Raw genomic sequence first — 21,094 nt, 5'->3', positions numbered from 1 at the left:
GCGAACACCCCGGGCCTGAAAACAGCACACAGGCCTCCGGACGTTCACGCTTCATCCTTTCGCAAAGATGAAGGATGCGCCACCCCCCGTCATTGCGATAAGATCATTGACCGGTCCGGTTTTTTAAAAAGGAGAGCGTTCCATGCAGCATCGCCCACAGCTCTTCTACACGACGGCCCCGGCCCCATGCCCGTATCTGCCGGACCGCACCGAACGCAAGGTCCTGACCGAGCTTGCCGGTCCTGAAGCAGTCGCCCTTCACAATCGTCTTTCCCAGGCCGGCTTCCGTCGCAGCCATACCATTGCCTATGCACCGGTCTGTGTCGGCTGCCGTGCCTGCACGCCTATGCGCATCCCGGCCGCGACCTTTGCGCCGACCCGGACCCAGAGAAAGATACGTAATCGCCATGCGGGCCTCGTCGTCAGCATGGTGCCTCCAGTCCCCACGGACGAGCAGTTCCGCCTGTTCGAAATGTATCAGGCCGTCCGCCATGCCGATGGCGACATGGCCCATATGTGCTGGCGTGACTATGTGGATCTGATCGCCAATACCCCGGTTGAGACCTTCCTGGCCGAGTTCCGGCGCCCTAACGGGGCGCTCGTCTGCGTCAGTCTGGTCGACCGCCTTTCGGATGGTCTGTCCGCCGTTTACACTTTCTATGACGTCAACGACCTGACGGCCTCATGGGGTACGTTCTCGATCCTGTGGCTGATCGAGGAGACCACCCGGATGGGGCTGGATCACCTGTATCTGGGCTATTATGTCCCCGGCAGCCCCAAGATGGCTTACAAAGCCGCCTTTGGGCCCGCCGAAATTTTCCGCGATGGCCACTGGGGCCTGCTGCCGGGTCTTCTCCCCGCCTGACTTCAGCTCTTGCGAAGCATCCACTGCGGCGCCGCACGTCCGACGGCACCCCGACGCCCCTCAAGTGGCGCCAGATCCGCAGTTTGACGGACGCGCTGTCCTTCCTGCCACAGTAGCCCTTCGGATAATGTCAGCGTCCGAATATCCCGCAGCGTGCTGTCGCCCAGTTTCTGGAACGCCACGCCAGCCCCACGCGTCATTTCCGGCACCTGCTCCAGCGGGAAGATCAGCGCGCGTTTGTTCTGCCCCAGTGTCAGCACATGCGTGCCAGCCACCGGAATACAGGCAAACACCTCGTCGCCATCCTTGACGTTGAAAACCTGTTTGCCCGTCCGCTTCTCGGCCACCAGCCCCGCTTCGGACACGATCATGCCACGCCCCGCCGCCGAGGCGATCAGACGGCGTCCCTCATCCGAAACCGGGAACAGCGTCACGACACGGTCTTCCTGCGGCACCTCCACCACGGTCCGGAACGGCTGTCCGAATCCACGTCCGCGAGGCAGATCGGCCGCCTTGATCGTATAAGCCTTGCCGCTGCTGGAAATCAGACACAGACGATCCGTGCTCTGACATTCAACCGACAGCCAGCCTTCATCGCCTTCCTTGAAGCGATGCCCTTGCGGATCGAGCCCATGACCCTTCATGGCGCGGATCCAGCCCTCGCGGGACAGAAGGACCGTCAGCGGCTCCCGGTCAATTTCCAGCGCTGCGGAAATATCAACCGGCTCCGGCGCGGCCGCAATCAGCGTCCGGCGGTCCCCAAGCGGACCGGAGCCGAACTTTTTGATCGTGCCCTCCAGATCCTTGCCAATCCGGGTCCAGCGACGACGCTCCGAGCCGAGCAGGGTCTCGAGAGACTTCTGTTCGTCCGCGAGCTTGTCCCGCTCGCGCCGGATTTCCATTTCCTCAAGCCGACGCAGAGAGCGCAGCCGCATGTTCAGCACCGCTTCGGCCTGAACATCCGTCAGGCTGAACGTCGCCATCAGGCTGACCTTGGGCTCGTCCTCTTCACGGATGATCCGGATCACCTCATCAAGGTTCAGATAGACCGCAAGGAAACCCTCAAGGATCTCAAGCCGCCGCAGCACTGCCGCCAGACGGTGGTTCGAGCGCCGCACCAGCACTTCATGCACATGATCCAGCCAGGCCCGCAGAACCTGCTTCAGCGACAGCACACCCGGAACACGGTCTCCACCCAGAACATTCATGTTCAGGCTGAACCGATTCTCAAGCGCCGTGTTGCGGAACAGTGTCTCCATCAGGACTTCGGGCTCAACCCCCTTGGTCTTGGGCTCCAGCACAAGCCGGATATCGGTCGTGCTCTCGTCGCGCACATCACCCAGAAGCGGCAGCTTGCGCTGCTCCATCAGGTCGGCGATCTGCTCAATCAAGCGCGATTTCTGCACCTGATACGGGATCTCGGTGACGATAATCACCCAGGTGCCAAACCGCCCCTGCTCGACTTCCCAGCGTGCCCGCGTCCGGAAACTGCCACGACCGGTTTCGTAGGAGCGGATGATGGAGTCGCGCTCTTCCACCAAAATGCCGCCCGTCGGGAAATCCGGCCCGGGCATCAGATCCACCAGTTCGGCGATCGTCACATCCGGCTTTTCGATCAGAAGCTTCGCGGCCCGGCAGATCTCGGCAGCATTATGCGGCGGGATGCTTGTCGCCATACCGACGGCAATGCCTGCCGCGCCATTGGCCAGCAAATTCGGGAACGTGCCCGGCAGTACGATCGGCTCGTGATCTTCATTGTCATAGGTCGCGCGGAAATCGACCGCGTCATCCTGAATCCCGTCCAGCAGCGCCTGCGCCACTTCCGTCAGTCGGCTCTCGGTATAACGCATGGCGGCCGCGCCATCGCCGTCGATAGAGCCGAAATTGCCCTGCCCCTCGACCAGCGGATAGCGGACCGCAAAATCCTGCGCCAGACGCACCAGCGCCTCGTACACGGAAGCGTCGCCATGCGGATGGAACTTACCGATCACATCACCGACGACACGTGCACACTTTTTAAACCCTGATGTGGGATCAAGGCGGAGCTGCTGCATCGCATAAAGGAGGCGGCGGTGTACCGGCTTCAGGCCATCACGCACGTCCGGAAGGGACCGCGACATGATTGTCGACATCGCATACGCAATATATCGCTCGCTCAGAGCCTCAGCGAGCTTGGTATCCTCGATATGACCAGCCAGATCCGTTCCCATGCATCTCCCCTCTTTCGTGCAGGACTTAGACACTGGCGTGCCATCCTGTCCAGCGCTCTCCTCATCGGCACGGCCGCCTGCTCACCCTATCGGCCCGTCCAGAAGGCAGAAGTGTCCTTCGCCCTGGCCGGGTTCAGGGCACACCCTGCCGATACGACCGCACGCTGGGCGATGATGAACCTCCTGCCCCCCAACACCCTGACCTACCGTATGCAGAACGGGCAGCCGGTCCTGCTCTATGCCGATCCCATCGCCTGCGGCTGCGTCTATATGGGCGATAAAACGGCCTATGCTGCCTACAAGGCCAGTCATCCGATCGATGTCGCGCAGGAACAGCGCATGACGGCCGAGATCAACCAGCATCCTGGCTGGGACTGGTCCGTCTGGGACAGCACGGCCGATGTGGACGTCGTCAACGGCCTGCGCCCCGGCCCCAGCCACGTTTTCTACTGATCGGACTCCGCCGCAACGTCCGCTGCGGGCTGAAGCCGCTGTACATACTCCACCAGTCGCTCCCGCGCTGCGGGCAGCGGCTGGTGCCGCACGCCAAAGACCCAGCGCGACAGGAAATGTCCCGTCAGCGCCAGACCATCCTTCCAGTCTTCGGGCGTTCCATCCTGTGTTTCATCGGTCAACAGAGCTGGGAGCGGAAGAAGCCTGTCCCGCCATTCGCCAGCTCCTTCCCGGCTCACCGCCCGTCCTGACCGTGGCGACACATACATCAGATCTTCCCGCGCCCCCGTCACTGCACATTCAGACAGATCCAGTCCATAACCGAGCCCTGCCAGAAGCTGGGCTTCCCAGCGCAGATAGGCGCCCATCGGCGCAGGCTCGGGTGCCACGCTGATCAATGTTAGAAGACGGACCAGCTGCATGAAAAGTTCCGGATGAGGCTCGCCCTGTGGGAGCGCCCCATCGACCAGCGCACAGGCACTGCTCACCATCTCAAGCTGCAATGGAGCATCCAGAATGCGGCCCGCCACACATTGAACCGGCTCGGCTGTCAGCGTTCCGAGCTGATCCGCAAGTCGCGCCCGCCATCGCGCCATGACCAGATTGCCGGTTTGCCACAGGGAAGCCTGCCGGCGGGAAGCACCCCCGCGCGCCATGCCATGCGAGACCCCGTGCTCCTCGCTGAACAGATGGACGAGCGCACTTCCCTCACCATAAGGCTGGACTGACAGAACCAGCGCCGCCGCTTCCCATTCCATCGTCCATCCTCCCTGATCCGTACGCCAAAACGCAAAAAGCCCCCGTACGCCGGAGCACACAGGGGCCTTTCTACAGACTTCGAGCCCGACCTGAACCGGGCAGACCCGGCTCAGGACAGGAATGGAAAACCTTACTTGGTGCCAGCAGCAGCAGCGACTTCAGCAGCGAAGTCGTTCTCTTCCTTCTCGATGCCTTCACCGAGCTGGAAGCGCTCGAAACCGACCAGCTTTGCGCCAGCCTTGTCGACGATCTTGGACACGCGGCTCTCACCGTCCAGAACCCACACCTGCTCCAGAAGAACGACTTCCTCATAGAACTTGCGGATACGACCTTCGACCATCTTTTCGATGATGGCTTCCGGCTTGCCGAACTCACGGGCCTGCTCGATCAGAACAGCGCGCTCGCGCTCCAGGGACTCCGGATCGACGCTGGCAACGTCCAGAGCAGCCGGACGGGTTGCAGCAACATGCATGCCGATCTGGCGACCCAGCGTCAGCAGGGCGTCGGACTCGGACGGAGCTTCCAGAGCGGCCAGAACGCCGATCTTGCCAATGCCCGGACGCAGGGCGCTGTGGACGTAGCTGGCAACAACGCCGGACTCGACCGACAGAACCTTGGCACGACGGATGGCCATGTTTTCGCCAATCGTGGCGATCAGGTGCGTCAGTTCGTCAGCAACCGTACGGCCCGACGGCACCTTGCCAGCCTTGATGGCGTCCAGATCGTCGCCGACTTCCAGAGCCACGTGAGCGACCTGCTCGACGAATGCCTGGAATGCCTCGTTACGGCCCACGAAGTCCGTCTCGGCATTCACTTCGACCATGGCAGCGCGGTTCTTGGCGGACACAACGCCGACCAGACCTTCAGCCGTCGTACGGCCGGACTTCTTCGCAGCCTGGGACAGACCCTTCGTGCGCAGCCAGTCGATGGCGGCTTCCATGTCGCCGGCAGCTTCCGTCAGGGCCTTCTTGCAATCCATCATGCCCGCGCCGGTCTTCTCGCGCAGTTCGCGGACCAGGGCTGCTGTGATTTCTGCCATTTATCTCATCCCTCAAAAAAGATCATGCGGCCGGACGATTTCGCCCGGCCGCATGCCATGTTTCAGTTGCCGTTTTCCATGACCGGACCCTGGCAGTCTGTTCAGCCAGCGGAAGCGGGAGCTTCTGCGCCTTCAGCAGCGGCAGCTTCCAGAACAGCCGTCTCAGCCGGCAGTTCTTCAGCAGCACCGATGTCCTGACCCGAAGCAGCCAGCTCGGCGGAAATACCGTCGAGAACCGCGCCGGAGACCAGATCGCAATACAGGGTGATGGCGCGGATGGCGTCATCGTTGCCCGGGATCGGATAGGTCACGCCAGCAGGGTTGGAGTTGCTGTCGAGGACGCCGATGACCGGGATGCCAAGCTTCGTGGCTTCTTCGATCGCCAGCTTTTCCTTGTTCGTGTCGATCACGAACAGCAGGTCGGGCAGGCCACCCATTTCCTTGATGCCGCCGAGGGAACGCTCGAGCTTCTCGCGGTCACGCGTGATGTCGAGAACTTCCTTCTTCGTCAGACCGGCCGTGTCACCGGACAGCATCTCGTCGATCTGGCGCAGACGCTTGATGGAGCCCGTGATGGTCTTCCAGTTGGTCAGCATGCCGCCGAGCCAGCGGTGGTTGACGTAGTACTGGCCGCAACGCTGTGCAGCTTCAGCAACATGGTCAGCCGCAGCGCGCTTGGTGCCAACGAACAGGACGCGACCACCATTGGCGACCGTGTCACGGACAACCTTCAGGGCGCGGTCCAGCATCGGAACCGTCTGCTGCAGGTCGATGATGTGAACCTGGTTACGCACACCGAACAGGTACGGCGCCATGGCCGGGTTCCAGCGACGGGTGTGGTGACCGAAATGAACGCCGGCTTCAAGGAGCTGGCGCATGGTGAAATCAGGCATTGCCATGATTTAGAATTCCTTGCGTCTGGTTGAACCTCCGCATGGCAACGTCCTGAGATCAGGACACCAGAAAACCCTAGAGCCATGCGTGCGGATTGCTCTCATCCGGAGAAAACTCCGCAAAAGAACGGTCGCGATATGGCGGAAAATTACCCCGAAAGCAAGGCCTGTCAGCAGAGTTTCACACAATACTGCCCACCGGTCAGACCTGTAAGGCCTTCTCAACCCCCCGCAATGTCCGCAGCCGCTCTGCAAGACGTGGCGTCACCCGGTAATGTCCCGGAATAGAGATTTCGACATCCTGCGTCTGCTCAACAGAAGGCAGAAGTTTCACACGCCCGAAGCCGCCCTGAACCTCTTCCAGCAGAGAAGCCAGATCCGGCAGGGACGCATCCTCCTTCAGCCAGACGCGGATTTCCGAACGCTCCGCCGCAGCCGCGACCTCCAGATCCATGACATTCTGCGCCGTAATCCGCAGCGCATCGCCATCCACCTTAAGCTCCGCCGTCACCAGGATGGCCTGTCCCGCCACCAGCAGATCCCGGCAGGATATCAGCGTCTCGGAAAACAGCGTAACCTCACATCCACCACCACTATCGGACAGATTGACCCAGGCCATTTTCTTGCCGGTCCGTGTCGGTCGCTCCTTGCGATCCACGACGCACCCTGCAATTTTGACGCGTGTAGTCCCTGTTTTTGCAGCATTTTCCAGCGCATTGGATGGTGTCACACCCAGCCGCCTCAGGACGCTGCGATACGCATCCAGCGGATGCGCACTCATGTGGAACCCGATAGCCGAAGCTTCCAGCGAGAGACGTTCAAAGTCGGGCCAGGGACGACCTTCGTTCAGGCGCAGGATCTCACGTTCCTGACCCGCGCCACCGAACAGTCCGGCCTGACCCATCTGCTGCTCCTGCGCCCGCGCCTGAGCCCGCCGCAACAGGATATCGGCGCTCGAAAAAACGATATGGCGATCCTTGAGAAGACTGTCGAAAGCCCCTGCTTTTGCAAGGCTTTCCAGTTGGATCTTGTTCAGGCTTTTCGGGTCACAGCGCTCCGCAAAATCCGTGAGATCCTGAAATGGCTTGTCCCCACGGCACGTCACGACACTCTGCATCGCGGCCGCGCCCACACGCTTGATGGCCGACAAGGCATAACGGATCCCCTGACGCCCGTCTTCCAGTGTTTCAATAGAAAAATCTGCCAGAGATTTATTAATATCAACGGGTAACACGGGAATCTTCATCCGCCGTGCTTCCTGACACAGAGCCGCCAGCTTGTCCGTCTTTTCCCGTGCCAGAGACATGCAGCCCGCGAGGAATGCGACTGGGTGGTTCGCCTTCATCCAGGCTGTCTGATAGGACACCAGCGCATAGGCTGCGGCATGCGACTTGTTGAAGCCGTAATCCGCAAAACGGGCCATAAGATCAAAGACTTCGACTGCTTTTTCCTGAGGAATGCCACGCGCCGTCGCACCCTCAGTAAAGATCGCGCGCTGCTTTTCCATTTCTGCGGCGATTTTCTTGCCCATCGCACGCCGCAGCAGATCCGCACCACCCAGACTGTAGCCCGCCATCTTCTGCGCAATCTGCATGACCTGTTCCTGATAGACCATGATCCCATAGGTCTCTTCAAGAATATCGCGGATTTCTTCGTGCGGCGGTTCCCACGGCTCGCCATGCTTGCGGCGGCAGTAATCCGGGATGTTGGCCATCGGCCCCGGGCGATACAGCGACACACCCGCAATCAGATCTTCCAGCCGGCTGGCCGCCATCTGCTTGAGCATGTCCCGCATGCCCGCGCCTTCGAACTGGAACACACCGGCCGTATCGCCCTTGGCCAGCATCTCGAACGTCTTCGCGTCATCCAGCGGAATACGTGAGAGATCGACTGTAATTCCCTGTTCTTTAAGGAAATCCAGGCCGCGCTTGAGAATGGTGAGCGTTGTCAGGCCGAGAAAGTCGAACTTCACCAGTCCAGCCTGCTCGACATATTTCATATTGTACTGCGTCACGAGCATGTCGCTCTTCGGATCGCGATACAGCGGCACCAGTTCCACCAGTTCGCGATCACCGATCACCACACCCGCAGCGTGGGTGGAGGCATGACGGTATAGGCCTTCAAGCTGCAATGCGATTTCCATGAGCCTTTTGAGCGACTCATCGCTGTCCCGCATTTCCTGAAGACGGGGCTCACCCTCAATCGCATCCGATAGCGAAACAGGCTTGGCCGGATTGTTCGGGATCAGTTCGGCGACGCGGTTAACCATGCCATAAGGCAGCCCCAACACACGGCCAACGTCACGCACAGCCGCTTTGGCCTGAAGCTTTCCGAACGTGATGATCTGCGCCACACGGCTTCCGCCATATTCTTCGCGCACATATCGGATGACCTCATCGCGACGGTCCTGACAGAAATCGATATCGAAATCCGGCATGGAGACGCGCTCAGGATTCAGGAATTGCTCGAACAGCAGCCCGAACGGAATTGGATCGATATCCGTAATCGTTAGCGCATACGCCACCAGCGAACCTGCGCCCGATCCACGTCCCGGTCCGACCGGAATATCATGCGCCTTGGCCCACTGAATGAAGTCGGCAACAATCAGGAAGTAGCCCGGGAAGCCCATCCGCGCGATGATATCGAGCTCCACCTGAAGGCGTTCGGAGTAAAGCTTGCGCTTTTCTTCATCCGCATTGATCGCTTCAAGGCGCTTTTCCAGCCCTTCCCAGGCCATGGCGCGAAGCGTTTCCTCTTCCGTCGAGCCTTCGCGCACCTTGGGACAGATCGGCAGGAGCGGCTTGCGCGTACAGGCCGCTACAGCACATTTTTGCGCAATGATCAGCGTGTTGTCACAGGCTTCCGGAAGATCATGAAAGACGGCCCGCATTTCGGCAGGCGTCTTGAACCAAGCCTGTGGAGACACATGCCAGCGGTCTTCTTCCGCAATCGTCCGACCCTGCGCGATACACAGCAGCGCATCATGGGCTTCATGCATTTCAGGTTTGGGAAAGAAGCATTCATTGGTCGCCACCAAAGAAATGTCCATCTGATCCGCCATCGGGATCAGGACGCTTTCGACTTCCTGCTCCCCCGCCTCTCCAAGCCGGTTCAGCTCGACCGCGATATTTCCCCGGAAAGCTTCTTTCAGACGGCTCAGAAGAGCCTGCGCCTCAGATTTCTGTTCCTCGAGGATCAGCTTGTTGATCGGCCCGCGATTGCCGCCCGTCAGCAGAAACAGTCCCGCCGCATGCTGACACAGAAAGTCGACCGCAACCGAAGGATCAGCAGGATCGCCGTTCAGAAAACCTTCGGAGGACAAAATCTGGAGATTTGCCAGCCCTTCCTCATTCCGCGCCAGAACCACCAGTGGCTCAGACATCGCTCCGGGTTTTGTGCTGCGCGGGGGAAGTGAAATCTGGCAGCCGACAATCGGTTGAACACCGTTGCTGCGACAGTACAACGAGAACTCAAGCGCACCGAACAGATTGCCGCTATCCGTCAGGGCGACAGCCGGCATGCCATTCTTGGCCGCCAGGCTCACAAGCTCCGGAATCCGGATTGCGCCCTGGCTCAGGGAGTACGCGGAATGATTTCTGAGATGAACAAAATCGGCATGAGACATGCCGCCATTCTATCAGGGACGGACAGCGGATACAGGAGATTTTGATATCCCCTGCTCCACATCATGCTTCAGAACGGAACGAGCTTTCCATCCCGCAGCGTCACGGTCCGGTCCATACGGGAGGCCAGTTCATCATTATGCGTTGCAATCAGCGCTGCCGCGCCCTCTTCCCGCACCACACGCAGAAGCTCGCCAAACACATGATCGGCGGTGCCGATATCCAGATTGCCGGTGGGTTCGTCTGCCAGAAGCAACTTTGGCTGGTTGGCCAGCGCACGCGCAATTGCCGTCCGCTGCTGCTCGCCACCCGACAGGCGCCCTGGCAGCGAATCAAGACGATGCGACAGCCCGAAGCGGCCCAGCAGATCCCTTGCCCGCTCCCGCGCCTTGCGCGGTGATACACCTGCGATCAACTGCGGCAGCATGACGTTCTCACACGCTGTGAACTCGCCCAGCAGATGATGGAACTGGTACACGAACCCGATCTGATCGCGCCGAATTGCCGTCCGGGCGGTATCGTTCAAGCCACTGGCCGGACGATCTGCCACAAAGACCGTCCCCTCTGAAGGTGCTTCCAGCAGACCTGCCAGATGCAGAAGCGTGGATTTCCCGGTTCCGCTCGGCGCCACCAGCGCCACAATCTCACCGGAGCGGAGCTCGAATTCCGCTCCGCTCAGGATTTCGAGCGTTTCTTCACCCGACCGGAAACGACGTGTCAGACCTTCAAGACGCAAGGCACTCGCACCCGTTGAAACTTCATTCATGACGCAGCGCCTCGATCGGATCGGTTCTCGCCGCCCGCCAGGACGGATACAGCGTCGCCAGCAGCGACAGGATCAGCGACATCCCGATCACTTCCCAGACCTGCGACCACACAAGCTTCGCTGGCAGGCGCTCCAGAAAATAGACTTCCGGATTAAACAGGTTCGTCCCCGTGAGCGACTGGAGCCACTGACGGATCCGTTCAATGTTCAACGCAAATGCAATGCCCAGCGCCGAGCCCGCTACAGTCCCGACAATTCCGACAGACGCACCGCACATGAGGAAAATCCGCATGATTGCGCCCCGGCTTGCACCAAGTGTCCGTAGCACGGCGATATCCCGCGTCTTGTCCTTGACCATCATGATGAGCGACGAAATGACATTGAACGCCGCCACAAGGATGATCAGAGTCAGGATCAGGAACATCACGTTCTGCTCGACCGTCACGGCGTCCAGAAAGCCGTTCGCGCTCTGCGTCCAGTCCAGAACGCGTAGGCGCGGGTCTTCCAGACGTGCGGCAATGGCCTTGCGCGTCGGCTGCACGTTCGAGGGATCAGCCGTCGAGACCTGAATGAGCGAAACGGCGGACGAACCCAGCATCAGGAACTTCTGCGCGGCAGGCAGCGGCATCAGGACGATGCTGGAATTGTAGTCATTCCAGTTGGCGTCGAAAATGACGGCCACATGGTAGGTCTTCACCCGCGGCATTGTCCCGAACGGCGTCGCCTGCCCGTCAGGAGACAGCAGCGTGATCGGAGATCCGATCGTTAGTCCGGCCCGGTCCGCCATCGTCGTGCCGATCGCAACCGCATTGTCGCCGGTAAAGTCGTTCAGACTTCCCGCGATGATCCCGCTGCTCAGCGCTGTCCAATCCCGGAGCGACTGCTGGGACACGCCCTGCATTTCCGCACCCGACGAGAAACGTCCCGCCTCAACCAGCACAGTGCCCTGCGCCATGGGGATGACGGATTTTACGCCCGGAACCTGCCGGATTGCTGCAACATCATTTTCGTAAGCCTCGATGGGACGCCCATAGCCGTACACGGTCAGATCACCGTGCAGCCCGAGAATGCGCCCCATCAGATCGACTTTGAACCCGTTCATCACCGACATGACGATGATGAGCGTCGCCACTCCAAGCGCAATCCCGATCAGGGAAAAGATGGCAATGATCGAGGCGAAACGTTCGCCACGGCGGGCGCGGAGATACCGCCCCGCCACCATGCGCTCAAAGCGGCCGAACATCAGGCTGCTCCGATTTTCGCCAGAGCGTCCTCGACCGACAGCTCGAACCGCTCGCCCGTGGCGCGCTGCTTGAGCTCGACCTTGCCTTCCTTGGCGCCACGCGGTCCGACGATGATCTGCCAGGGATGTCCCATCAGATCCGCATCGTTGAACTTCACGCCGGCCCGCTCGGAGCGGTCGTCATACAGCATGTTCTCGGGATCGGTGCCGTAGATACGGTCACAGATCGCATCGCATGCCTCATCACCCTGACGCAGGTTCAGGATCGCAGCGCGGTAAGGTGCCACGGAAGCCGGCCAGATGATGCCCGCATCGTCATGCGACGCTTCGATGATCGCACCGACGAGACGCGACACACCCACACCATAAGAGCCCATGTGCGGATGGAACGGCGCACCGTCCGGACCGCTGACTTCGATTCCCATGGACGCGGTATATTTCGTTCCGAAATAGAAGATGTGGCCAACTTCGATGCCGCGACCTTCGCGCTTGCGCTCGGCCGGAACCTTGGCCCATTCGGCCTCGTCGTGCTTCTCATCCGTTGCCGCATAATGGTCGGTCACGGTCGAGAAGAACGTGGCCAGACTCTCGGCATCGTCACAATCCACCGGACGGCTCAGCCAGTCCTGTTCCTCAAGCGCTGCATCGAAGAACACGGCGCTTTCACCCGTGGGCGCCAGCACCAGAAACTCGTGGCTCAGATCGCCGCCGATCGGGCCGGTATCGGCGATCATCGGCACGGCCCGCACGCCCAGACGCTGGAAGATGCGCAGATAGGACAGCATCATCCGGCGATAGCTGGCAACGGCCCCGTCATAAGACGCGTCGAAGGAGTAAGCGTCCTTCATCAGGAACTCACGTCCACGCATCACACCGAAACGGGGACGAACCTCGTCACGGAACTTCCACTGGATATGATAGAGCGCCTTGGGCAGTTCCTTGTAGGACTTCACGGACGATCCGAAGATATCCGTGATCATTTCCTCGTTCGTCGGCCCATACAGCAGATCACGGCCATGACGGTCCTGGATCCGGAGCATCTCCGGACCATAAGCGTCATAGCGGCCTGACCGGCGCCACAGTTCGGCCGACTGCAGCGTCGGCATCAGGACTTCCTGCGCCCCGATGGCGTCCTGCTCTTCACGGATGATCTGCTCGATATTGCGCAGAACCCGCAGGCCGGCCGGCAGCCAGGCATAGATGCCCGAAGCGGTCTGGCGCACAAGGCCAGCCCGCAGCATCAGACGGTGAGACGCAATCTGCGCCTCGGCCGGAACTTCCTTCAGCGTCGGCTGGAAGGCTTTCGTCAAACGCATGTGTATTTCTCTCAGACGCGCAGCAGGTGGACATCAACGAGTGGACGCTTCTGGAGCTTGCGCCCCAGAGCACGGCGCAGAGCCGTCTTGGCCGCATCCCGGAACGCCGCATCGTCCTGACGCAGTTCGTCGGGGATCTGATCGATGGCATCGGCGAATTCTTCCTGAATCCGCACGCTTTCCGGATCATCCAATTCCAGCAGACCCGGCGCGCTGATCTTCGGATCGCCGATGACATAGCCTTCGTCATCGACGGCAAAGCTCGCCAGTACGATACCGTTGAACAGCATCTTGCGACGGGCCGCCAGAACACCGCCCGTCATCGGCAGCAGACGACCACCATCCAGAGCCAGACGGCCCGTCGGCGCCGTATCTACGACCTTCACCTCACCCGGAGACAGGTTTAGGATATCGCCATCTTCCAGCAGGATCGGCTCGGCACCCATCTCATGCGCCAGCGCGGCATGGGCTGTCAGATGACGCCACTCACCATGGGTCGGGATGCTGTATTTCGGACGGACGATCCGATACAGCGTACGAATGTCCTCGCTGGTCGCATGACCGGAGGTGTGGACCTTCGCATCCTTGTCCGTCAGAACCGTCACGCCGCGACGCGACAGATTGTCCTGCACGGCCATGACGGCCTGCTCGTTGCCCGGGATCATCCGCGAGCTGTAGATCACCGTATCTCCCTCACCGAGGGCGATGTTCGGATGCGTGTCGGACGCAATGCGCGACAGGGCCGAACGCGGCTCACCCTGACTGCCGGTGATGATCATCAGCAGGTTGTCGTCTTCGACATCCCGGGCATCCTGCTCGGTCAGGAAGGGCGGCAGATCTTGGAAATAGCCGCACTCACGTGCCGCCGTCTCAAGATTACGCAGCGAACGCCCGACGATCATGACCACACGACCGGAAGCCTGGGCCGCCTTCGCGATGCTCTCGATGCGCGCCACATTACTGGCAAAGCATGTCACGGCAATCCGGCCTTCCAGTCCTGCGATCAGTTCCGTCAGACCCGTACGCACATCGGCTTCGGACTCGGACTTGCCCGGCTTGAGCACGTTCGTGCTGTCGCCAACCATGGCGAGCACGCCCTCGTCGCCCAGTTTGCCGAACGTCTCCAGATCCGTCACCGGACCGACCAGCGGGTTTTCGTCCAGCTTCCAGTCGCCCGTATGGACGATCAGACCATGCGGCGTCCGCAGAGCCACAGCCTGTGCCTCGGCGACGGAATGCGTCACGGACACGAACTGCAGATCGAACGGCCCTACGTCAAAGCGCGAGCCCGGGCGGATCACGTGGATCTTCACTTGGTTGTTCAGATGCGCTTCCTGGAGCTTGCGACGCAGAACCGCAGCCGCAAACGGCGTGGCGTAGACCGGACAGCGCAGATACGGCCACAGATGCGCCACCGCACCCAGATGATCTTCATGCGCATGCGTGATCACCAGACCGCACAGGTCCCGCGCACGATCTGCGATGAAAGTCGGATCCGGCATCAGCACTTCGGCTTCAGGCGTATCATTGCCCGAGAAGCCGATGCCGCAGTCGATGGCAAGCCAGGTATCGTGACCGTTCTTCGTCAGGCAGTAGAGATTGAAATTCATGCCGATCTCGCCCGTCCCGCCCAAAGGCAGGAAAGACAGACCGTCCGGTTTTTCTGTCATGATGGTTCCTTGCAGTTATGACATATAATCAGAGTGATATTCATTGCCCGATGCCCTGTGAGCGTTCGGGGGAATAGGAAAGCGGCGGTCCCGTATTGCGGTCCGCCAGAAGACGCAGGCCATCCAGTGTCAGATCAGGCGCCAGCACATCAAAAAGCGGCGTTCCTTCAGAGAACAGCGGGGCCAGACCGCCTGTGGCAATCACGGTGGGCTTTGCATCCATTTCATCGGAAATACGGCGGATCAGTCCTTCGACGAGCCCGACATACCCCCAGAACAGTCCTGAACGCATTGCCACGCTCGTATTACGTCCAATCGCCGTGGTGGGACGGCCAATGCTCATGCGAGGCAGGCGCGCGGCGGCACGGTGCAGCGCATCAATCGACAGGTTCACACCTGGAGCGATGGCGCCACCACTGAACTGCCCGGCACTGTTCACAACATCGAAAGTTGTCGCGGTACCGAAATCAACAACGATCAGTGGGGCCCCGTAAAGTTCACGACCCGCCAGACCATTCAGGCGCCGGTCAGCCCCAAGCTCATTCGGATTATCGACCAGAACATCAATACCCCAGTCCAGCCTTGCATTGGCGACAAGAGGCACGACGTCCAGCCACTCACGGCAAAAACGACGCAGTTCATACAGCGCCACAGGGACGACTGTGCCTATAATGGCCCGGGTGATGGCCGTCGCATCCAGCCCCAAGCGGTCAAAGAGTGTCAGAAGCCAGGCCGCATATTCATCCGCCGTCCGTGCTTCATTCGTCGAGATACGCCACTGCCCCAGCCACGACTCTCCATCGTGTACAGCGAACACGATGTTGGTGTTTCCGGCATCTATGACGAGAAGCACGTTGCGGTCCGGTCCTTCAGTCCAGCAGGATATCGCCGGTTACAACCGGAATGGTCTCACCGTTGGGCAGGGCAAGCAGCAGGCGTCCCTGTGCATCAAGCCCTGAAAACGAACCTGTAATATAGGTTTCACATCCCTGAACCGCAAGCGGAGACCCGACCGGATGCGCCCGTGCCAGCCAGGCAGCCCTGACAGGTGCAAATCCTTCCCGCTCCTGAACGGCATTCCATCGATCGATCTGCGCCACAAGGGCCTTTCCGAAAGCCTCTGCAGAGGGGGCATCGGTTTTTTCGGAAAGCGCGGCGAGACGACGTCCCGGGATTTCCGGGGCCTGTCGCAGATTGGCGCCGATTCCAACGACAACCCATGGGCTATGCTGCGGGCCGCCCGTCTCGATCAATACGCCTGCCATCTTCCGGCCATCCAGCAGAAGATCGTTCGGCCATTTCACCATAAGAGGAGATGGGCCTGTTGCCGTCGGGCAGAAATGGGTCGCCGTCTCGAAGAGGGAGACGGCCATAACAAAAGGCAGGGCTGCGATGAAGGCTGTCGGATCGGCTGGACGAAAAAGCAGCGAGATCGCAAGATTGCCGCCCGGATCAGTCCAGGTTCTTCCACGGGTACCGCGCCCTGATGTCTGGGAAAAGGCCTGAATGGCCAGATGATCGGGTTCCCCTGCTTCGGCTCTGGCTTTGCACAGATCGGAAGTGGACCCGAGCGTTTCATGATATTCGAAACGCCAGCTCATGGCTGCATAGTATTCTTTATGGTGGGCGATGACGGGATTGAACCGCCGACCCTCTCGGTGTAAACGAGACGCTCTACCGCTGAGCTAATCGCCCTCAGACTGTGTATGCGGTCTATATACACGGTTCCGGATAGCGGTAAAGCCACCCGAAACCGTTTTGTGAGCTTTTTCAGCTCACGGCGTCCTTCAGACCCTTGCCCGGCTTGAAGCGGACAGAGGTGGAAGCCGGAATGTTGATCTCTTCGCCCGTGCGCGGGTTGCGGCCCTTGGCGGCCTTACGCGTTGCAGTCACGAAGCTTCCGAAACCGACGAGACGGACTTCCTGCTTCTTGGCAAGCGTTGCCTCGATCGTGCTGAACACCGCATCGACAACTTCGCTGGCCTTGGCCTTCGGAAGATCGGCAGCGTCTGCAACGGCGGCGATCAGTTCCTGCTTGTTGAGGGGCTTCTCCATGATGTGCCTTTCTGGTGTTAGAGCGCCTGAGCCGGGCTCTGGTGAGTCCCTTCTGGCTCAGGCGCCTTGTTCGATCTGCGGCCGCACTATGAAGCGGATTTTGCCCGCGTCAACTGCTAGAATTGCAGAAGCGTGTCCGTGTCAGTGCGGAAGTGCCTGTGGAGCAGGTTTATCCACTGCAATTCCACCCATAGGATCGACATTTTCGTCCCACTCGATGGGCTCTGGCGCACGTGTCAGAGCAATCTTCAGGACCTCATCCACATGGCTCACGGGAATGATCTTGAGCGCATGACGGACATTGTCCGGTACTTCAGCAAGATCCTTCTCGTTGTCCTTGGGGATCAGCACCGTCTTGATGCCTGCCCGCACTGCCGCCAGCAGCTTCTCCTTCAGCCCCCCGATCTCCAGGACACGACCACGCAGGGTGATCTCACCCGTCATGGCCACATCCTTGCGGATGGGGATCTGCGTCATGATGCTGACCAGGGATGTTGCAAGCGCGATACCGGCCGACGGACCATCTTTCGGAGTTGCACCTTCGGGAAGATGGATATGGATATCCCGCTTCTCGAACAGCGGCGGACGGATCCCGAAGTCCTGTGCCCGCGAGCGGACATAGGACAGCGCGGCCGAAATGCTCTCCTGCATGACTTCGCCGAGCTTGCCGGTCTGCTTGACCTGCCCCTTGCCCGGAACCATTACGCTCTCAATCGTCAGAATTTCACCACCAACCGACGTCCAGGCAAGCCCCGTCACCACGCCGACCATGTCTTCCGTCTCGGTTTCACCATGACGGAAACGACGGACGCCTGCGTATTTCTCAAGGTTCTTAGGCGTGATCTCGACGTGCTTGACGCCCGTCGTGATGATCTCCTTGACGGCTTTACGTGCCAGCTTCGCCAGTTCGCGCTCAAGGTTACGCACGCCCGCTTCGCGGGTGTAGGAGCGGATCAGTTCGCGGATCGTGTCATCAGTCACCGTCCACTCATTCAGCTTGAGATTATGAGCCTCGGCCTGCTTGCCCAGAAGATGACGGCGCGCGATCTGCACCTTCTCGTCTTCTGTGTAGCCGGACAGGTTGATGATCTCCATACGATCCAGCAGCGGCTGGGGCATGTTCAGGCTATTAGCCGTCGTGACAAACATCACATCCGACAGATCATAATCCACTTCCAGATAATGATCCGCGAAGGTGGAGTTCTGCTCCGGATCCAGCACTTCGAGCAGCGCAGAAGACGGATCGCCCCGCCAGTCGGCACCCAGCTTGTCGATCTCGTCGAGCAGGAACAGCGGGTTGGACGTCCGCGCCTTCTTCATGCCCTGAATGATCTTACCCGGCATGGAGCCGATATAGGTCCGGCGATGGCCACGGATCTCGGATTCATCGCGCACACCACCCAGCGACATACGGATGTAGTTCCGTCCCGTCGCCTTGGCGATGGACCGCGCCAGTGACGTTTTACCGACGCCCGGAGGTCCAACGAGGCACAGGATCGGCCCCTTCAGCTTCTGCGAGCGCGTTTGCACCGCCAGATATTCGAGGATCCGCTCCTTGACCTTCTCCAGACCGTAATGCTCGGCTTCGAGAACGTCTTCGGCATGCTGGAATTCACGCGTGATCTTGGAGCGCTTCTTCCAGGGGATCCCCAGCAGCCAGTCGAGATAGTTGCGCACAACCGTGCTCTCGGCCGACATCGGGCTCATGCCACGCAGCTTCTTCAGCTCGGCATGAGCCTTTTCCTTGGCCTCACGGCTCAGACGGGTCTTGTTGATCTTCTCTTCAAGCTCGGAGTTCTCGTCTTTGCCGTCTTCGCCTTCGCCGAGTTCCTTCTGGATCGCCTTAAGCTGTTCGTTCAGATAGTACTCGCGCTGGGTCTTCTCCATCTGCCGCTTCACGCGGTTACGGATGCGCTTTTCGACCTGAAGGACGCCGATTTCCGTCTCGATATGAGCAAAAACCTGCTCAAGACGACGCGCAGCCGAAGCTGTCTCGAGAATTTCCTGCTTTTCGGAAATCTTAAGGTTCAGATGGCTTGCGATCGTATCGGCCAGTTTGGAAATGTCCTCGATCTGGTTGATCGAGACCATTACTTCTGGCGGGATCTTCTTGTTAAGCTTGATGTACTGCTCAAACTGGGAAACCGTAGAACGGCTCAGGGCCTCGATCTCGCTTCCGGGTGCCGCATTAACGGCTTCCTCGGGAATTTCCTCGATTTCTGCTTCGAAATGCCCGTCCACGTCGAACAGACGCGTAATGTGTACACGCCGCGTTCCTTCAACCAGAACCTTTACGGTCCCGTCGGGCAGCTTCAGCAGCTGCAGGATCGTCGAAACCGTCCCGTAGCGGTAGATATCATCGACAGAAGGGTCATCCAGAGAAACGTCCTTCTGCGCCACAAGCAGAATCTGCTTGCTCTCGCGGGTTACGGTTTCCAGCGCCTTTACCGACTTCTCGCGCCCGACAAACAGCGGGACGATCATGTGCGGAAAGACGACAATGTTCCGAAGCGGCAGAACCGCCATGACGTCATGACGCACAGGCTCCTGCACCACCGGCGCAGCAGCTTCTGTCTCTGCCTTGCGCGCTGAGGCACGCGGCTTGCGGGTCACTTTCTTCGGGGCAGCCGCAGTTTTTTCGGAAGCGGTTACCTCATCCATCTTCTTGGTACGGCGACGGGTTTTCGGCTTGGTATCGTCAGTCATTCACTTGATCTCCAGAGGGACGATCTTGCGATACCGGCCTGCCTTGCAGCGCCGGCACCGCATCTCTTTCATGCTTGAACGGCATGAATTCGGACAACCTCAGTCAGTTATGTCGAAACCCGACGGGTCCGGCGCAAGAGCCAGCCCCCTTTTTCAAGCAGACTGTTCCGCGGGTTCGGTTTTTCCCTTCCCGTAAACATAGACCGGCTGCGCCTTGTTTTCGGCCACGTCCTTGTTGATGACGACTTCCTCGACACCTTCAAGTCCTGGCAGATCGAACATCGTTCCCAGCAGGATATTTTCCATGATCGAGCGTAGACCACGGGCACCGGTCTTGCGTTCGATGGCACGCTTGGCGATGGCCGCAAGGGCATCTTCCGTGAAGGTCAGCTTGACGCCTTCCATTTCGAACAGACGACCATACTGCTTGACCAGCGCGTTCTTGGGCTTGCTGAGGATCTGGATCAGAGCGGCCTCATCCAGATCGTTCAGAGCCGCGATGACAGGCAGACGTCCGATGAACTCGGGGATAAGACCGAATTTCAGCAGATCTTCCGGCTCAACGCTCTGGAGGATCGCACCGAGACGACGCTCGTCATCCGAACGGACATCTGCACCGAAACCAATGCCAGAGCCTTTGCCACGAGCCGAAATAATCTTGTCCAGTCCGGCAAAGGCGCCACCGCAGATGAAGAGCATGTTGGTCGTGTCAACCTGCAGGAACTCCTGCTGTGGATGCTTGCGGCCGCCCTGCGGCGGCACGGAGGCGACTGTACCTTCCATGAGCTTCAGCAGGGCCTGCTGCACGCCCTCACCCGAGACGTCACGCGTGATGGACGGGTTGTCGGACTTGCGGGAAATCTTGTCGATCTCGTCGATATAGACAATGCCGCGCTGGGCCCGGTCGACATTGTAGTCAGCCGACTGAAGCAGCTTGAGGATGATGTTTTCCACATCCTCACCGACATAGCCGGCTTCGGTCAGGGTTGTGGCATCGGCCATCGTGAACGGGACATCCAGGATGCGGGCCAGCGTCTGGGCGAGCAGCGTCTTGCCCGAACCCGTCGGACCAATCAGCAGGATGTTGGACTTCGCGATCTCGATGTCATTGCTCTTGGCGGCATGGGCGAGACGCTTGTAGTGGTTGTGAACCGCCACGGAGAGCGCGCGCTTGGCCTCGAACTGACCGATCACGTAATCGTCAAGGACCTTGCAGATTTCCTTGGGAGTCGGCACGCCGTCACGGGACTTCACGAGATGGGTCTTGTGCTCTTCACGGATGATATCCATGCAGAGCTCGACACATTCATCGCAGATGAAGACCGTGGGGCCAGCGATCAGTTTGCGGACTTCGTGCTGGGACTTCCCACAGAACGAGCAATACAGGGTGTTTTTGGAATCGCCGGATTTGTTGCTCATCGCTGTTCCCTTTCCCTTGCGCACGACCTGACCACATTCACGCAGCAGACATGCGAAAGAACTTTAACTGTAGGCCG

The 21,094-nt window shown here is 59.8% G+C and carries 16 protein-coding genes and 1 tRNA gene; 2 read left to right on the top strand and 15 right to left on the bottom strand.

Annotated features, from left to right (window positions below; all coding sequences use genetic code 11):
* Window positions 1-142 precede the first annotated feature (142 nt).
* Entirely contained in the window at window positions 143-865 is a 723-nt protein-coding gene (locus tag ACJ2A4_RS00760; protein WP_408873218.1) for an arginyltransferase, read from the top strand.
* A 2-nt stretch (window positions 866-867) separates the two neighbouring features.
* Here ACJ2A4_RS00760 and parC read toward each other — a convergent pair whose 3' ends face one another.
* A complete protein-coding gene (gene parC / locus ACJ2A4_RS00755; RefSeq protein WP_408873217.1) occupies window positions 868-3,075 on the bottom strand; it encodes a DNA topoisomerase IV subunit A in 2,208 nt (735 codons plus the stop codon).
* Between parC and ACJ2A4_RS00750 the strand changes: the two genes are divergently transcribed.
* A complete protein-coding gene (locus tag ACJ2A4_RS00750; RefSeq protein WP_408873216.1) occupies window positions 3,052-3,528 on the top strand; it encodes a hypothetical protein in 477 nt (158 codons plus the stop codon). The two genes, parC and ACJ2A4_RS00750, sit on opposite strands and share 24 nt — an antisense overlap.
* Here ACJ2A4_RS00750 and recO read toward each other — a convergent pair.
* The 14 genes from recO to clpX form a co-directional block, all read right to left on the bottom strand.
* Window positions 3,522-4,286 (bottom strand): DNA repair protein RecO, encoded by a 765-nt coding sequence (recO, locus tag ACJ2A4_RS00745; protein ID WP_408873215.1) that lies wholly within the window; start codon window positions 4,284-4,286, stop codon window positions 3,522-3,524. The genes ACJ2A4_RS00750 and recO overlap by 7 nt on opposite strands.
* A 131-nt stretch (window positions 4,287-4,417) precedes the next feature.
* Window positions 4,418-5,326 (bottom strand): translation elongation factor Ts, encoded by a 909-nt coding sequence (tsf, locus tag ACJ2A4_RS00740; RefSeq protein WP_408873214.1) that lies wholly within the window; start codon window positions 5,324-5,326, stop codon window positions 4,418-4,420.
* 101 nt (window positions 5,327-5,427) lie between these two features.
* Window positions 5,428-6,225 carry a 30S ribosomal protein S2 gene (gene rpsB / locus ACJ2A4_RS00735; protein WP_011251676.1) on the bottom strand — a complete coding sequence of 266 codons (798 nt, stop codon included), beginning with the start codon at window positions 6,223-6,225 and terminating at the stop codon, window positions 5,428-5,430.
* Window positions 6,226-6,421: 196 nt separating this feature from the next.
* Window positions 6,422-9,844 (bottom strand): DNA polymerase III subunit alpha, encoded by a 3,423-nt coding sequence (dnaE, locus tag ACJ2A4_RS00730; RefSeq protein ID WP_408873213.1) that lies wholly within the window; start codon window positions 9,842-9,844, stop codon window positions 6,422-6,424.
* 68 nt (window positions 9,845-9,912) lie between these two features.
* Entirely contained in the window at window positions 9,913-10,608 is a 696-nt protein-coding gene (locus ACJ2A4_RS00725) for an ABC transporter ATP-binding protein (protein WP_408873212.1), read from the bottom strand.
* Window positions 10,601-11,851, bottom strand: coding sequence for a lipoprotein-releasing ABC transporter permease subunit (locus tag ACJ2A4_RS00720; protein ID WP_408873211.1), 1,251 nt, complete (start codon window positions 11,849-11,851; stop codon window positions 10,601-10,603). The genes ACJ2A4_RS00725 and ACJ2A4_RS00720 overlap by 8 nt, the downstream gene beginning before the upstream one ends.
* The gene (proS, locus tag ACJ2A4_RS00715; protein WP_408873210.1) at window positions 11,851-13,167 is read right to left on the bottom strand and encodes a proline--tRNA ligase; all 1,317 of its coding nucleotides are present in this window, start codon (window positions 13,165-13,167) and stop codon (window positions 11,851-11,853) included. Before proS ends, ACJ2A4_RS00720 begins: the two co-directional genes overlap by 1 nt.
* Window positions 13,168-13,178: 11 nt before the next feature.
* Window positions 13,179-14,837, bottom strand: a complete 1,659-nt coding sequence (locus ACJ2A4_RS00710) for a ribonuclease J (protein ID WP_408873209.1) — start codon at window positions 14,835-14,837, stop codon at window positions 13,179-13,181.
* 40 nt (window positions 14,838-14,877) lie between these two features.
* Entirely contained in the window at window positions 14,878-15,690 is an 813-nt protein-coding gene (locus tag ACJ2A4_RS00705; protein WP_408873208.1) for a type III pantothenate kinase, read from the bottom strand.
* A 16-nt stretch (window positions 15,691-15,706) separates the two neighbouring features.
* Window positions 15,707-16,438 (bottom strand): biotin--[acetyl-CoA-carboxylase] ligase, encoded by a 732-nt coding sequence (locus ACJ2A4_RS00700; protein ID WP_408873207.1) that lies wholly within the window; start codon window positions 16,436-16,438, stop codon window positions 15,707-15,709.
* A gap of 19 nt (window positions 16,439-16,457) precedes the next feature.
* Window positions 16,458-16,532: transfer RNA gene (locus ACJ2A4_RS00695), tRNA-Val, on the bottom strand.
* A gap of 75 nt (window positions 16,533-16,607) precedes the next feature.
* A complete protein-coding gene (locus tag ACJ2A4_RS00690; RefSeq protein ID WP_408873206.1) occupies window positions 16,608-16,892 on the bottom strand; it encodes an HU family DNA-binding protein in 285 nt (94 codons plus the stop codon).
* 141 nt (window positions 16,893-17,033) lie between these two features.
* Window positions 17,034-19,598, bottom strand: coding sequence for an endopeptidase La (gene lon, locus ACJ2A4_RS00685; protein WP_408873205.1), 2,565 nt, complete (start codon window positions 19,596-19,598; stop codon window positions 17,034-17,036).
* A 153-nt stretch (window positions 19,599-19,751) separates the two neighbouring features.
* The gene (clpX, locus tag ACJ2A4_RS00680; protein ID WP_194258823.1) at window positions 19,752-21,017 is read right to left on the bottom strand and encodes an ATP-dependent Clp protease ATP-binding subunit ClpX; all 1,266 of its coding nucleotides are present in this window, start codon (window positions 21,015-21,017) and stop codon (window positions 19,752-19,754) included.
* Window positions 21,018-21,094: the final 77 nt, after the last annotated feature.

Origin of the sequence: Gluconobacter roseus (genome assembly GCF_046058915.1) — a bacterium.
Lineage (GTDB): Bacteria > Pseudomonadota > Alphaproteobacteria > Acetobacterales > Acetobacteraceae > Gluconobacter > Gluconobacter roseus_A.
The sequence above is the reverse complement of the archived record's forward strand: the minus strand, read 5'-3'. Positions and strand labels throughout refer to the sequence as shown.

Excerpts from the sequence above, each read along its gene's own strand:
- ACJ2A4_RS00710 (WP_408873209.1), bottom strand. The coding sequence starts at position 14,837 with ATGACAGAAAAACCGGACGGTCTGTCTTTCCTGCCTTTGGGCGGGACG.
- ACJ2A4_RS00690 (WP_408873206.1), bottom strand. The coding sequence starts at position 16,892 with ATGGAGAAGCCCCTCAACAAGCAGGAACTGATCGCCGCCGTTGCAGAC.
- parC (WP_408873217.1), bottom strand. The coding sequence starts at position 3,075 with ATGGGAACGGATCTGGCTGGTCATATCGAGGATACCAAGCTCGCTGAG.
- rpsB (WP_011251676.1), bottom strand. The coding sequence starts at position 6,225 with ATGGCAATGCCTGATTTCACCATGCGCCAGCTCCTTGAAGCCGGCGTT.
- tsf (WP_408873214.1), bottom strand. The coding sequence starts at position 5,326 with ATGGCAGAAATCACAGCAGCCCTGGTCCGCGAACTGCGCGAGAAGACC.
- ACJ2A4_RS00725 (WP_408873212.1), bottom strand. The coding sequence starts at position 10,608 with ATGAATGAAGTTTCAACGGGTGCGAGTGCCTTGCGTCTTGAAGGTCTG.
- ACJ2A4_RS00750 (WP_408873216.1), top strand. The coding sequence starts at position 3,052 with ATGACCAGCCAGATCCGTTCCCATGCATCTCCCCTCTTTCGTGCAGGA.
- proS (WP_408873210.1), bottom strand. The coding sequence starts at position 13,167 with ATGCGTTTGACGAAAGCCTTCCAGCCGACGCTGAAGGAAGTTCCGGCC.
- lon (WP_408873205.1), bottom strand. The coding sequence starts at position 19,598 with ATGACTGACGATACCAAGCCGAAAACCCGTCGCCGTACCAAGAAGATG.
- ACJ2A4_RS00700 (WP_408873207.1), bottom strand. The coding sequence starts at position 16,438 with ATGAGCTGGCGTTTCGAATATCATGAAACGCTCGGGTCCACTTCCGAT.
- dnaE (WP_408873213.1), bottom strand. The coding sequence starts at position 9,844 with ATGTCTCATGCCGATTTTGTTCATCTCAGAAATCATTCCGCGTACTCC.
- ACJ2A4_RS00760 (WP_408873218.1), top strand. The coding sequence starts at position 143 with ATGCAGCATCGCCCACAGCTCTTCTACACGACGGCCCCGGCCCCATGC.
- recO (WP_408873215.1), bottom strand. The coding sequence starts at position 4,286 with ATGGAATGGGAAGCGGCGGCGCTGGTTCTGTCAGTCCAGCCTTATGGT.
- clpX (WP_194258823.1), bottom strand. The coding sequence starts at position 21,017 with ATGAGCAACAAATCCGGCGATTCCAAAAACACCCTGTATTGCTCGTTC.
- ACJ2A4_RS00720 (WP_408873211.1), bottom strand. The coding sequence starts at position 11,851 with ATGTTCGGCCGCTTTGAGCGCATGGTGGCGGGGCGGTATCTCCGCGCC.